The organism is Caulobacter sp. 17J65-9, from assembly GCF_010975005.1.
In the GTDB taxonomy this organism is placed as follows: Bacteria; Pseudomonadota; Alphaproteobacteria; order Caulobacterales; family Caulobacteraceae; genus 17J80-11.
This window is the reverse complement of sequence record NZ_JAAIVC010000123.1, coordinates 1-12,199: the sequence shown is the minus strand read 5'-3', so window position 1 is coordinate 12,199 and position 12,199 is coordinate 1. Positions and strand designations below refer to the sequence as shown.

Genomic DNA, 12,199 nt, shown 5'->3' with positions numbered 1-12,199 from the left:
ACCCCGGCGCGCCGGAAAGCGCGTGAGGACGCGCGCCGCCGCGGCCGCCGCCCTGCTGTTCGCGCTCGCCCCCGGCGCGGCGCAGGCCGGCCCGCCGTTCCGGACCGACGACCCGATCCCGACCGACACCGGCCACTGGGAGCTCTACGGCCCGCTGATCGAGGGGAGCGGAACCCGATCGGCGTTCGAGGGCTCGGCCGGGGCCGAGATCAACTACGGCGCCGCGCCGAACGTGCAGCTGACCCTCGGCATCCCGGCCGCCTTCGCCCACGACGAGACGGGCACGACCTGGGGCCGCGGCGATCTGGCGCTGTCGGCCAAGTACCGCTTCTACGACGACGAGGCGTCCGGGGTTTCCGTCGCCGTCTTCCCGGGCCTCACCCTGCCGACGGCCAGCGGCGACCTGGGCGGCCCGAACGCGACCGTCTTCCTGCCGGTGTGGGCGCAGAAGGACGCCGGCCCGTGGTCGGTGTTCGGCGGCGGCGGCTACACCATCAATCCCGGGCGCGAGAACCGCGACTACTGGAGCGGCGGGATCGCCGTGTCGCGCGAGGTGTCCGAGCGCCTGCTGCTCGGCGCCGAGATCGACCGGCAGGGCGCCGACACGGTCGGCGGCCGCGCCACGACCGAGCTCGGGGTCGCCATGATCGTGCAGCTCGACGGGCCGTTCCGGCTGCTCGCCTCCGCCGGGCCGAGCTTCACCGAGGGCGACGGCTCGCCTGCGCTGCACGCGTTCCTGGCGCTGGGCGCGGACTTCTGAGGCCGGGGCGATCGCGCCTTTTTCCGCCCCGAGTGCTGTCGCTTGGGCCCCCCGCCCCCTAAATCCCCTCAAACCGTATGTCCCGACGAAAGTCGGGACCCAGCTTCATCCACCACGCCCAGCGGGCTTCACCTGGACCCCGACCATCGTCGGGGAGACGGTGAAACGCAGTCCGAGTCCCTCATGGTCCCCAGTCCCGCCCCACGCGCAGCCGAAGCCGCCGCCCGCGAGCTCTTCGTCGACACCCCCGACGGCCGCCTCTACGCCCGCGTCTGGGGCGAGCTCCCCTCTCCCCGCGCGCCGATCGTGCTGCTGCACGACTCTCTCGGCTCGGTCGCCCAGTGGCGCGACTTCCCCGAGCGCCTGGCGCAGGCGACTGGGCGGGCGGTGGCGGCCTACGACCGGCTGGGCTTCGGCCGCTCCGATCCGCACCCGCGGCTGCTCAAGCCCGACTTCGTCCGCGACGAGGCGCGCGCGGGCCTTGGGCCGCTGCGCGCGGCGCTCGGGATCGGGCCGATGGTCCTGTTCGGCCACAGCGTCGGCGGCGGCATGGCCGCTTCGGCCGCGGCGAACTTCGCCGAGGACGTCGTCGCGCTGATCACCGAGTCCGCCCAGGCCTTCGTCGAGGACGTGACGCTCGACGGCGTGCGCGCCGCCAAGACCGCCTTCGCCCAGCCCGGCCAGGTCGAGCGCCTGGAGCGCTGGCATGGCGACAAGGCCCGCTGGGTGCTGGACGCCTGGATCGAGACCTGGCTGGACGAAGGCCGCGCCGACTGGAGCCTGGACGAGGACCTGAAGGGCGTCCGCTGCCCGGTCCTGGCCCTGCACGGCGATCTCGACGAGTTCGGCTCCCCCGCCCATCCCCAGCGCATCGGGACCCTGCCGAGCGGGCCGACGAAGGTGGTGCTGATGGAGGACACCGGCCACGTCCCCCACCGCGAACGCCCCGAGGCCGTGCTGGCCGAGGTGGGCGCGTTCCTGGCGGGGGTGGACTAAAGATCTCCCCCCTTGGGGGGAGCAGGCGGCGCAGCCGCCGTGGGGGCCTCCAGCGGAGTGCGCGGCTTCCGTCGCGCCAGGGCGAGCCCCCTCCACCGCTTCGCGGTCCCCCTCCCCCAGAGTGGGAGGATCTGGGGCGCTCTACGCCGCCTCTTGCGCCGCCTCGACCGCCGCCAGCGGATCCGGCCCGAAGCGGTTGTCGCCCGGCCGGCCAGCGATGGTCATGATCTCGATCATTCCCCAGAAGAACAGCGGCGCCGACACCGCCATGCCGCCGCCCATGACCCACGGGATCAGATCCTCGTGGCCGGCCGGGATCGCCTTCAGCACTGCGACCAGCGCGGCATGCGGACCGAAGAGCAGCAGCATCCAGCGCGCGTCCTTGCCCCGGTCGTGGAGCCGGCGGAGGAAGGCGCCCAGCATGAACCAGGCGATCGCGATTATGGCCAGCACCAGCAGCACGCCGGAAACGCTGAGGTTCGGGGTCGTACGCCCCGTCTGCATCACCACGGCGAACTGCAGCGGAAAGGTGATGAAGCCGAACAGGTAGAACAGCCCCAGCGACAGCCACACGCCCTTGCGGCTCAGCCGCCCGCGGCCCCGGAAATTCTCGACGATCAGGCCGCGCAGCTTGTTCATGCCCGACGCATAACGCGATTCCGGCAACGCCTCGGAAGCGGCGCGTACGCGCCCTTCCCGGCTTCGATCTCCCAGCTGATCACGCCCCGCGCTGGCGACGCCGCACCGCGTTCAGCACCAGCTGCGCGACCACCAGCGCGCCGCCCGCCGCCCAGCCGGCGTTCAGCAGGTTCCGCTCGTCGGGGCTGATGTAGACCGTGCCGCCGTGCGTCGCGTACGGCACGGAATAGACCGCGTCCGGCGCCGAGACGTTTCGCACAGTCAGATGATTGGCGAACATGTAGCCCCCGACGACCAGCGGGATCGCCAGCACCACCAGCACGATCTGCACGAACCGTCCCATCTCCCCCCTCACCGCGGCCAGCTCGCCGTCTCGCTGACGACGTCCAGGACCTCGCCGCTCAGGCGGTCGTAGGCCACCTGCGCGTCGCCGCGCGCGAACTGGACGTGACCCTCGCGCTGCAGCGTCTCGCGCTCGGCGTCGGTGAGGGCGTCGTCCAGGCCGGCGTACAGGTTCACCCCGTCCACCCGCACCGCCCGCTTCAGCTCGGCCAGCAGGTCCGGGCCGTCGGCCGGCGCGCCGACCAGCACCAGCTGCCAGGTCTCGCTCATCTCGCAGCGGGCGACGGCGAACTCGAAAGCCGCGCCGCGGTACGTCCCCGCCACCCGCACGTCGACGTCGCCGCGCACGACGGGCCGCACCTTCGCCCCGTCCAGCCCGACGAAGCGGATCGTCTGCGGCAGGACCATGTAGCAGACGCCGTCGTCGGCCCGGGCCGGCGCGGCGGCCGCCAGGCCCGCCCCGATCAGCAGGGCGGTCAGCGCCCCCGTCGCCCAACGACTAAACATCCCAGCCGCCCCGAAGCTTTCCGAGGGCAGCGTGGCGTGCGAGCGAACGGCGGTCAACGACGCGGCGATCAGATCTCCCCCCGAGCGTCAGCGCTGGGGGGAGCAGGCGGCGCCAGCCGCCGTGGGGGGCTCCAGCGGAGCGCGCGGGGTCCGTCGCGCCAAGGCGAGCCCCCTCCACCGCCTTCGGCGGTCCCCCTCCCCCAGAGGGGGAGGATCTCTAGAGCGCCTTCTCCATCACCAGCAGGCTCAGCGGCGGCTCGACCGCCACCGGGAACGGGCGTTCCTCGCCGGTCAGGCGGTAGCCGCGGCGCTGGTAGTAGGCGATCAGTTCGGCGCGCAGGTGGACGACGCTCAGCTCCATCCGCTCAGCCCCGAACCGCTCGACCGCCCCGGCCTCGGCCGCCGCGATCAGCCGCCGGCCGAAGCCGTCGGCCTGACGGGCCGGATCGACGGTCAGCAGGCCGAGATAGGCCGCCCCGTCCGGCCGCACGCTGACCTGCACGCAGCCGACCAGCCGCTCGCCCTCGGCCAGCACCAGCAACAGCTCGCCCGGATCGGCCAGCACCGCCGCCAGGGACTCGAGGCTGGACCGTGGCGTCTCCAGCAGGTCCGCCTCGTGCGTCCAGCCGGCCCGCGCGCTCTGCCCCCGATAGGCGCTCTCCACCAGGGCGTGGAGGCGGGCGACGTCGGCGGCGACGGCGGGACGGACGGTGAGAAGCTCGGCGGTCATTGGCGCTGGATCGGACCGTTCGGGCGTGAGCGCAAGGGCGACGGCCGCCGGGTTGTACGGCCAAGCTGGACAGGCCAGTGTGGCGCCCATGCTGGCCGCCGCCGCCCTCGCCGCGCTCCTCTCCACCGCCGCTCCGACGACGCCGGACGCGGACGAGGCGCCGCCCTGCTTCGACGTCGCCCTGGTCGCGCGGGTGGCGAAGCAGAAGCCCGGCCCGTTTCCGGACGACCCTGTGTTCGAGTTCACCTGGAGTCGGCCATGGCGGCTGGACCTCGACGTCGAGCAGGTGCTGATCGGGGGCGAAGCGCCCGGGCGGCTCCCGGTCACCGCCACCCTGAGCTCGAAGCTAAACCCGCACAGCAAGCACGCCCTGTTCTTCCTGAAGCGCCGCACGGACGGCGGCTATGACTCGACCGGCATGATCATGACGACGATCGTGTCCGACGCGCGCGGCCGGTTCGTGAAGCCCGTGGAAGACCCGCTGCGCGAACACATGCTGTATCCGAACGGCTGGGTCCCCGCATCCTACGAGCAGCTCCTGCGGCCGATCCGGTATCGGGCCGCCGACGCCTGGTGGCTGCAACCGCCCAGGATCGAGGAAGACGTGCTCGACGAGCTCGACCCGGCCTGGGTCCGGCGTGACGGACGCGGCGCGGTCGCCCGGCGCGGCCTGTTCGTGGACGACTGGATGCGCGCCCTGAAAGCGCAGCCGGGCGCGGTCTGCCCGCACGACTGACGGCGCCTTCTCCTCCCCGCAAGGGAAGCGAGGTAACCGGGAGCAACCCCTCGCCGTCGCCGCCTGTTTTCCCGGCGCATGACCGACCCCGACGACCTCTCCGAACTGGAGCGCCTGCTGGCCGAGCCGTCGGCGCGGGCGGTGCTGCGCGCCTTCATGCGGGTGACGCCCTCGCTGACCGCGGTGGCGCGCGCGCCGGACCTGAAGGTGCTGTTCGTCAGCGCCTTCGGGGCCCAGCTGATCGGCCGGCTGCCGGCCGACATGCAGGGCATTCCGTTCGACGTGTGGTCCGAGGCGGTGCGGGTGTTCTGGCCCGACGGCCGCGAGATCCCGCACGAGGAGCGGCTCTTGGTGCGCGCCGCCCGCGGCGAGACGGTGCTGGGCCAGGAGGCCTACCTGCTGAACGCGGCCGACGAGAAGGTGCCGATCCTGTGCAACAGCGCGCCCATCCACGACGCGGACGGCGCGGTGCTGGGCGGCGTGGTGGTGTGCAGCGACGTGCGCAAGTTGAAGGCGCTGGAGGGCGAGCTGCGGGTCGCCTACCGCGAGCTGGTCCACCGCGTGAAGAACCACCTGCAGATGATGTCCAGCGTCATCGCGCTGGACGCCCGCGACCCGAACCTGACCGCCGCCGAGCTGGCCGAGCTCAACCAGGGCCGGCTGCAGATGCTGGCCGCGGTCTACGACGGCATGGTCCAGGCCGAGGCCGGCCAGTGCATCGACGCGGCCGCCTTCATCGACCTGGTCTGCCGGCCCTACCGCTCCGCCGCCGTCACGGTCGAGATCACGGTCGAGCCCGCCGGCCTGACCCTCGAACCCGACCGGGCCGCCCCGTTCGGCATGCTGGTCAACGAGGCGGTGTGCAACAGCTACAAGCACGCCTTCCCCGAGCGCAGCGGCACGGTCAGGGTCGACCTGCGCCGCGAAGCTCCCGACCGGCTGGCCCTGCAGATCGACGACGACGGCGTCGGCCTGCCGCCCGGCCCGGCCCGCGACCGCTCGCACGGCCTGCTGCTGATGCGCCTGCAGGCGGAGAAACTGGGCGCCGGCTTCGACCTCGGCCCCCGCCCCGGCGGCGGCACGCGGGTGCGCGCGGTGATGCCGGGCTAACAACCCTCTCCCCTTGCGGGAGGAACACGCTGAGCAGGAGCCCCGCGGCGGCCAGGCCGGCGACGATTAGCGCCGCCTGCGGAGCAGGCCCGCCGTCACGAGGGCGGCCGACGCCACGATGATCCCGGCCCGGGCCAGGTGATGCCATTCCCGATCGACCAGATCCCGCCAGCCCAGGTTCAGGTCCGGAGAAGCCATCCACCATTCGACGCCCAGCGCCACGGCCGCGCCGATCAGAATCATCAGCACCGCCGTTCCCTTGTCCACGTGCACGCGCTTCCCCCTCCCCGAACCGAGGCGTGAGCCTAGTGCAACGAGGCCGGCAGGCAACCGGCTCAGCTCCCCGGTCGCCTGAACACGCTGAGCAGGATGCCCGCCGTGCCGCCTTCCGCGGCGGCGAGGCCGGCGACGTAGACCGGCCCCTGGGCGAACAGCTTGGCGCGGTCGGCCTCCGTGCCGGTCAGGACCAGAGGCGCCGGGGTGATCTGCGAGCCGCGCTTGGTGAAGGCCCAGACCAGTTGCCCCTCCGGGGTGCGCTGGCCCGGCCCCAGGCGGGCGACCAGGTCCTTTTCCAGGGTCGGGCCGGCCGGGCCGAAGGCCTGGCACACGGCCACCTCGACCGACACCCCGTCCTTGACCTGCGGCTGGGCCAGGGTGGTCAGCAGCACGGTGTCCTTCGGCGCGTCCGACGTGGTCCCGGTCTTGACGAAGCCGATGGTGCGCGCGCCGGGCTTCTGCAGCTTGGCCAGCGCCTCGGCCGGGGCCGGCTGCCAGCCGCCCTCGACCGCGGCGGCCTCGACCCCGCGGTCGCGCGCCTCGGTGGCCAGGCACATGGTGTCGAAGGCGGACTTCACGTCGGCCGCGGCCGAACCGGCCATGGCCAGCGCCGCCGTCACGGCGGCGGCTCCCGTCAGCGCACGCATTCGCAGGGCCTCCTTCGCCTCGCCGGCGGCGCGCGATAGGGCGCGTTTGCGGCGCGCGGTGGTTCTAGGCAGGCCGCCGCCGGGCAAGCAAGCGAGGCGGAGAACGAAACGCCGCACCGCTTAGCGCTTGCGTCGGCGCGCGAAGGTGTCTATCTCCCCGCCTCCCGGCCGCGCTCCCTTCGTCTATCGGTTAGGACGCTAGATTTTCAATCTAGAAAGAGGGGTTCGATTCCCCTAGGGAGTGCCACCGGGTTTTCCCGACAGATCAATGCGTTACGACGCGCAGATCTCCCCCCGAGCGTCAGCGCTGGGGGGAGCAGGCGGCTGCAAGCCGCCGTGGGGGGCTCCAGCGGAGTGCGACGGCGGCCGTCGCGCGAACCCAGCCCCCTCCACCGCCTCCGGCGGTCCCCCTCCCCCACCGCTTCGCTCGGGGGAGGATCTAAGGATGCGCGCCCGCCCGAACGGCCCTATGCCTTTGCGCATGACCGTCCGCCTGACCGTTCCCGACGCCCCCTCGCCCGAAGACCGCGCCGCCGTGCTGGCGCCGCTGGCCGCGTTCAACCGCCGCAACGGCCCGCCGACCGAGATCCTGCCCCTGGCCGTGCTGCTGACCGACGAGGCCGGCTCGACGGTGGGCGGGCTGTGGGGCAAGACCGGCTACGACTGGCTGTTCGTCGAGCTGCTGGCCGTGCCGGAGCGCCTGCGCGGCCAGGACCTCGGCGCCGCCCTGCTGGCCGAGGCCGAGCGGCTTGCCAGGGCGCGCGGCTGCGTCGGCGCCTGGCTCGACACCTACGCCTTCCAGGCCCGCGGCTTCTACGAGAAGCAGGGCTACACGGCCTTCGGCACGCTGGAGGGCCACCCGGTCGGCGGCGCGCGCCACTTCATGAGCAAGCGGTTCTGAAGGTTCTCTCCCTTCTCCCGCGAGGGGAGAAGGGGATTCAGCGCACGCCCGGCGGCGCCTGCGATTCCGCTTGGCGGACCGCCGCCTGCGTCCGCTCGTTCCACGCCCCCGCGGCAGCGCCCAGGCTCAACAGCGTCACCGCCGCCCAGGTCCACGCCAGCATCCGCGTCACCTGCCCGCGCGGCGCCTGGGCCAGGTCCGTCACCGTGACCTCGGCCCGCTCGGCCGACACGCGGATCACCTCGCCGCCCCGCCCCTTGAACACCAGGTGCTTGCCCGGCCCCGGTTCGCCGTCGTGCAGCAGCCAGCGATAGTCGCGGTCGTCGGCGGCCATGAAGCCCGCCTCTACGATCTCCAGCTCCGCGAGCTCGGCCGGGACCGCGTGCATCTCCAGCAGGTCCAGCCCGAAGAGGTCGATCCGGAAGGTCTGCGGCCGTCCCCGGCGCAGGACGTAAGCGGCCCGGAAGGACAGGCGCAGGGTCCCCGCGGCGTCGTCGGCCTCGCTCCGGTCCAGCCGGTAGACGTCGTGCACGTCGAGCGCGCCGAACGCTCCGTTCAGCTCGACGTGCTTCGCGATGCGGAAGTTGCAGTGCACGAGGCTGTCCCCCCGATCGGCAACCTAGCGATCACGGCCCCGCTCGCAAGACACAGGTATCCGAGATTCCGCCATGCCCCCTTCGCCGCTTCGCGGTCCCCCTCCAAAGGGGGAGGACCTGGGCCTAGGCCGACAGCTCGCGCAGCGGCGCCTCGACGTCGGCTTCGAAGCCGCTCTCGGGATAGCGGCGCGTGACCCGCCCTGTGCCGCCCAGCCCCAGGTCGATCAGGCGCGAGCCGAAGCTGGTGCGCTGCGGCGCGCCGATCGGCGGGCCGCCGGCCTCGCGCCAGCTCATGCGCAGCAGCTCCGCGTCGGCGCTCCAGACCAGCCGGACCCGCCCGTCCGGGGCCGACAGCGCGCCGTACTTGGCCGCGTTGGTGGCCAGCTCGTGCAGCAGCAGCGACAGCTGCACCGCCGCGCGCGAGCCGATGGTCAGGTCCGGCCCCTCGATGCGCACCTGGCGCAGGCCGTCCAGCGGGGCGAGGGTCGCGTCCACCACCTGGCGCAGCGAGGCCGCCGCCCAGTCCTGTTGCAGCAGCACGTCGTGAGCCCGGCCCAGCGCGGTCAGCCGCGAGCTGAAGGCCTCCACCGGCTTGCGGGGATCGACCTCGCGCAGGGTCTGGTTGGCGATCGCCTGCACCAGGGCCAGGGTGTTCTTCATCCGATGGCCCAACTCGGCGTTCAGCATGGCCATCTGGGCCCGGGCCTTCACCGTGGCGGTGGTCTCCATCACCGTGTCCATCATGCCGGCGACCGTGCCGTCGGCCAGCCGCAGGGGGCCGTAGCAGAAGGTGAAGAAGGCCTGCTCCGGCGCGTCGGAGCGCAGGATGGTCAGGGGCAGATCCTCGATGTAGGTGGCCTGGCCGGCGAAGGCGCGCTGGGTGAAGGCGCCGATGTCGGTCCACACCTCGGACCAGATCTCCGCCCAGGAACGGCCCAGCGCCTCGGGCTTGTCACCCAGGATCGGGCGGAAGGCGTCGTTGTAGATGGTGACCAGCCCCGGCCCCCAGACCACCGCCTTGGGGAAGTGCGAATCCAGCATGAAGCCGACGGCGGTCTTCAGCTCCGCCGGCCAGTCGGCGACCGGCCCCAGCGGGGTGGACGCCCAGTCGAAGGCGCGCACCTTGGCCGCCATCTCGCCGGCGCCGGCCGCGAACGGCGCGGCCCGCCCACTCGCATCACTCATCTATGCTCGGATCCTTCCCCCCGCGCGCGGGAACTTGGCGGCCGAGGCGAGCGGTGTCGCGTCCGTAAGGTCACGGACAGTCGGCCTGCGGGACCGCCGGTGGAAGCCCCCGTCAGCGGCGTAGCTTTTGCCCTTTGTTTCAGACGGTTATGTGGGGATGCGCAGAGGGCGACGTAAGCCCCGCCTGCCGGCCGAACCGCCCGGATCAGGAGCGCGCGGGCGGCGCGTCGTCCGGGCGCGGGCCGAACAGCGCGAACAGCAGCACGTAGGTCGCGCCAAGCGGGACAGCTAGGAACATGACCTCCCGCCCGGTCGAGACTGTCCAGACGAAGCTGACCAGGGCCAGCAACACCCACCAGAACTTGCGGCGGAACTTGGCGCTGAACAGAACGACCGCGAGCGCGGTGAGCACAAGGGCCAGGCCGCCCTTCGCGATCAGCCAGCTCCAGGTCACGATGAACTCGTCGAGGCCCGCGCCCCCCGTCACCGCCCGGCCCCCTTCAGCACCACCACCAGCGGCCCCAGCCCGGTCTGGTCGTCGCGGCGGTGAAGCTCCGGCGCCCACAGGGCCGAGACCGTGCCGTCCAGGTAAAGCGCGTCGGGACAGCCCAGCTCGTTCTTCAGGAACCGCGCGAAGCGGCCGAACGACACCGGCCTGTCGCTGATCACGAACAGGGCCTGGCCGTCCTTCACGCCCACGCCGTTGCGCACCGCCAGCGACGTCCCGTTCGGCACGATGCGCGGGTGCAGCGCGCCGCCGCTGACCAGCAGCGGCCCCGACTGGGTCGCCCAGCGCGGCTTTGCGCCCAGGCCGGCGAAGGCCGCGGTCTCGTCCACGTGCGGCCGCCCTTCCGCGTCCACCCAGAACACCCCGTTCGGCGCCATGTAGAAGTTGCCGTTCCCCGTGGCCCGGTTCAGCGGCGCGACCTGGCGGCCGGCCTCGACGAACAGGCCCACCGGCGCGCGGTCGGGCTCGTACATGCCGGCGTTCATGGCGAAGGCGACCCGGCCGGCGCCAGGGCCCAGCGCCGCCTTCAGGGCCACGAAATTCCCAAGCGGCCCGCCCGGCCCGTTCAGGGCCAGCCGCAGCTCGCCCTCGCCGGGGACGTAACGGCAGACCACGAAGCCGTCGCCCTCGAACCGGACCGTCCGGCAGGCGGGCTCCGGCGCCGGCGCGGCCGCCGAGGGCCCGACCGCGAGCCCCAGCACGGCCGTCAGCGCGCCGGCCAGAAACGTACGGAACATGCGGGCGCCCTTCGACATCTCCGCCACGCTAGCCGACCGGCGTTCGCAGGCTCAAGTGCCGCACTTGCCGCCCGTCCGCGGTCCTGTTCATCTGACGGTCTGGGTTGGGGGACGCAGGACATGCCGGACGGACTGGATTCGATCTTGCGCGTGGACGGCGCGGCGATCGTCACGGCGGCGGCGGCGCTGGTGGCCCTGCTGTTCCTGGCGTCGCGCGGCGCCCGCCCGCCGCGCCGGCGCGAGTGAGCGGCGGGGCCGCGCGAGTTTCTGGCTGCGCCGCGCGGCACAAATAGCGCCAAGCCTCCCTTCCCCCCTCACGCCCCGCGCAGCGTCACGATCGCCTGCGAGGCGGCGCGTTCGCCGGTCAGCCAGGCGCCGTGGGCGGTGGAGAACAGGGTCGGGTGGCAGGCCTCGCCGGCGAAGAAGATGCGTTCCTCGACCGGGGCGGCCAGGGCCTTGCGGTCGGCGCGGCGGCCGGGCCTGGCGTAAGAGTACGACCCGCAGGCCCACGGGTCGGCCGCCCAGGCGGTGGCGACGAGGGCCCTCGCCCGGCTGCGGAAGCCCGAGCCCAGCTGGCCGCACAGCTCCTCCAGCGCGAAATCGTAGGCGGCCTGCGGCCCCGCCGCCTCCAGCCGGCGCGCCAGGTCCGCCCCGACGAAGGCCTCGATCAGCGGCCGGCCGAACGGGCGCAGGTGGAAGGCGCAGGTGTCGGTGGTGTCGGTGCGGCCAAGCAGCTGGCTGTCGACCGGAAAGCCGTCGGGCTCGGCCAGGCGGAAGGTGATCTTGTCGGCCAGGCCCAGCGGCAGGCCGCTAGCGGCCTCGGCCTTCAACGGCAGCGGCGGGTTGAAGCTGAGCCTCCCCTGCGCCAGGGCCGGGGTCGGCACGGCGACGATCACGGCGTCGGCCTCCAGCACGCCTTGGCTGGTCGTCAGCCGCAGCCTGTGGCCGGTGCGGTCGACCAGCGTCACCTCCACGTCGGTCTGCACCGGCACGCCCGCCCCGGCCGCCGCGACCAGGGCGCCATAGCCCTGCACCACCCGGTGGTTCACCCCGTCGTCGTCGTAGGCGACGTAGTCCTGCAGCGACAGCGCCCCGAACGGTGCGCCGGAATACCAGGTGGCCACCGCGTCCATCAGCGGGTTCCAGGGGCAGTCGGGGTCCATCAGCATCCTCGCCGCCTGGTCAGGCCCTTCGCGCGCGGCCGCCTCCAGCCTCTGCTCGAACCGGTCGAAGGCGGCGTGGAATTCGGCCTGCGCCTGCGGCGGAAAGCCCTGGCCGCCAGCCTGGCCCTCCCACGGCGGGGGCGTCTCGTCGACGGTGAAGCCAAGCTCGCGGGCCATAAGCTCGAACGGATTGCGGTCGGCCGAGTGCAGCCAGCCGCAGCCCAGATCCAGCGGGAAGCCGTCGATCGATTGCGTCCAGGCCCGCCCGCCGATCCGCGGCCGCGCCTCCAGCACCAGGGTCCGCAGGCCGGCCGCGGCCGCCGCCCGGCCGGCCGCCAGCCCGGCCGCCCCGGCCCCGATCACCGC

The 12,199-nt window shown here is 73.1% G+C and carries 17 protein-coding genes and 1 tRNA gene; 7 read left to right on the top strand and 11 right to left on the bottom strand.

Features of this window, described 5'->3' with window-relative positions; translation table 11 throughout:
• Together G3573_RS15870 and G3573_RS15865 are read left to right on the top strand one after the other, a co-directional pair.
• On the top strand, nt 1-760 hold a 760-nt coding region (locus G3573_RS15870), incomplete at its 5' end, for a transporter (RefSeq protein ID WP_205598289.1).
• Between the two features lie 183 nt (nt 761-943).
• On the top strand, nt 944-1,756 hold the full coding sequence (locus tag G3573_RS15865; RefSeq protein ID WP_163262382.1) for an alpha/beta hydrolase: 813 nt from the start codon (nt 944-946) through the stop codon (nt 1,754-1,756).
• A gap of 141 nt (nt 1,757-1,897) precedes the next feature.
• Here G3573_RS15865 and G3573_RS15860 read toward each other — a convergent pair whose 3' ends face one another.
• From G3573_RS15860 to G3573_RS15845, 4 genes are all read right to left on the bottom strand, one after another.
• The gene (locus G3573_RS15860) at nt 1,898-2,395 is read right to left on the bottom strand and encodes a DUF805 domain-containing protein (RefSeq protein ID WP_163262380.1); all 498 of its coding nucleotides are present in this window, start codon (nt 2,393-2,395) and stop codon (nt 1,898-1,900) included.
• Between the two features lie 79 nt (nt 2,396-2,474).
• A complete protein-coding gene (locus G3573_RS15855) occupies nt 2,475-2,738 on the bottom strand; it encodes a hypothetical protein (protein WP_163262378.1) in 264 nt (87 codons plus the stop codon).
• Nucleotides 2,739-2,746: 8 nt separating this feature from the next.
• Complete coding sequence (locus tag G3573_RS15850; RefSeq protein WP_163262376.1) at nt 2,747-3,244, bottom strand: hypothetical protein; 498 nt, start codon at nt 3,242-3,244, stop codon at nt 2,747-2,749.
• Nucleotides 3,245-3,461: 217 nt separating this feature from the next.
• The gene (locus G3573_RS15845; protein WP_163262374.1) at nt 3,462-3,974 is read right to left on the bottom strand and encodes a GNAT family N-acetyltransferase; all 513 of its coding nucleotides are present in this window, start codon (nt 3,972-3,974) and stop codon (nt 3,462-3,464) included.
• Nucleotides 3,975-4,053: 79 nt separating this feature from the next.
• On the opposite strand from G3573_RS15845, the gene G3573_RS15840 reads away from it, so the two are divergent.
• Together G3573_RS15840 and G3573_RS15835 are read left to right on the top strand one after the other, a co-directional pair.
• The gene (locus G3573_RS15840; RefSeq protein ID WP_163262372.1) at nt 4,054-4,710 is read left to right on the top strand and encodes a hypothetical protein; all 657 of its coding nucleotides are present in this window, start codon (nt 4,054-4,056) and stop codon (nt 4,708-4,710) included.
• A 78-nt stretch (nt 4,711-4,788) separates the two neighbouring features.
• On the top strand, nt 4,789-5,820 hold the full coding sequence (locus G3573_RS15835; RefSeq protein ID WP_163262370.1) for a PAS domain-containing sensor histidine kinase: 1,032 nt from the start codon (nt 4,789-4,791) through the stop codon (nt 5,818-5,820).
• A gap of 66 nt (nt 5,821-5,886) precedes the next feature.
• Here the strand turns inward: G3573_RS15835 and G3573_RS15830 are convergent, their stop codons facing one another.
• A complete protein-coding gene (locus G3573_RS15830; RefSeq protein WP_163262368.1) occupies nt 5,887-6,093 on the bottom strand; it encodes a hypothetical protein in 207 nt (68 codons plus the stop codon).
• A 62-nt stretch (nt 6,094-6,155) separates the two neighbouring features.
• Nucleotides 6,156-6,743: a hypothetical protein gene (locus tag G3573_RS15825; protein ID WP_163262366.1), complete on the bottom strand. Its 588-nt coding sequence runs from the start codon at nt 6,741-6,743 to the stop codon at nt 6,156-6,158.
• A 172-nt stretch (nt 6,744-6,915) separates the two neighbouring features.
• On the opposite strand from G3573_RS15825, the gene G3573_RS15820 reads away from it, so the two are divergent.
• A tRNA-Glu gene (locus G3573_RS15820) sits at nt 6,916-6,990 on the top strand.
• Nucleotides 6,991-7,212: 222 nt separating this feature from the next.
• A complete protein-coding gene (locus G3573_RS15815; RefSeq protein WP_205598288.1) occupies nt 7,213-7,644 on the top strand; it encodes a GNAT family N-acetyltransferase in 432 nt (143 codons plus the stop codon).
• Between the two features lie 37 nt (nt 7,645-7,681).
• On the opposite strand, the gene G3573_RS15810 is transcribed toward G3573_RS15815, so the two are convergent.
• The 4 genes from G3573_RS15810 to G3573_RS15795 form a co-directional block, all read right to left on the bottom strand.
• Nucleotides 7,682-8,239 (bottom strand): hypothetical protein, encoded by a 558-nt coding sequence (locus G3573_RS15810; protein WP_163262364.1) that lies wholly within the window; start codon nt 8,237-8,239, stop codon nt 7,682-7,684.
• Between the two features lie 124 nt (nt 8,240-8,363).
• On the bottom strand, nt 8,364-9,425 hold the full coding sequence (locus tag G3573_RS15805; RefSeq protein WP_163262362.1) for a sensor histidine kinase: 1,062 nt from the start codon (nt 9,423-9,425) through the stop codon (nt 8,364-8,366).
• Nucleotides 9,426-9,630: 205 nt separating this feature from the next.
• Nucleotides 9,631-9,912, bottom strand: coding sequence for a hypothetical protein (locus G3573_RS15800; protein WP_163262360.1), 282 nt, complete (start codon nt 9,910-9,912; stop codon nt 9,631-9,633).
• Nucleotides 9,909-10,670, bottom strand: a complete 762-nt coding sequence (locus G3573_RS15795; RefSeq protein WP_163262358.1) for a phosphodiester glycosidase family protein — start codon at nt 10,668-10,670, stop codon at nt 9,909-9,911. The genes G3573_RS15800 and G3573_RS15795 overlap by 4 nt, the downstream gene beginning before the upstream one ends.
• Before the next feature lie 120 nt (nt 10,671-10,790).
• Here G3573_RS15795 and G3573_RS22470 point away from each other — a divergent pair, with 120 nt between their 5' ends.
• Nucleotides 10,791-10,916, top strand: a complete 126-nt coding sequence (locus G3573_RS22470) for a hypothetical protein (RefSeq protein ID WP_276208731.1) — start codon at nt 10,791-10,793, stop codon at nt 10,914-10,916.
• Between the two features lie 68 nt (nt 10,917-10,984).
• Here the strand turns inward: G3573_RS22470 and G3573_RS15790 are convergent.
• Nucleotides 10,985-12,199, bottom strand: a 1,215-nt coding sequence (locus tag G3573_RS15790; RefSeq protein ID WP_163262356.1) for an NAD(P)/FAD-dependent oxidoreductase, incomplete at its 5' end; no start/stop codon positions are given.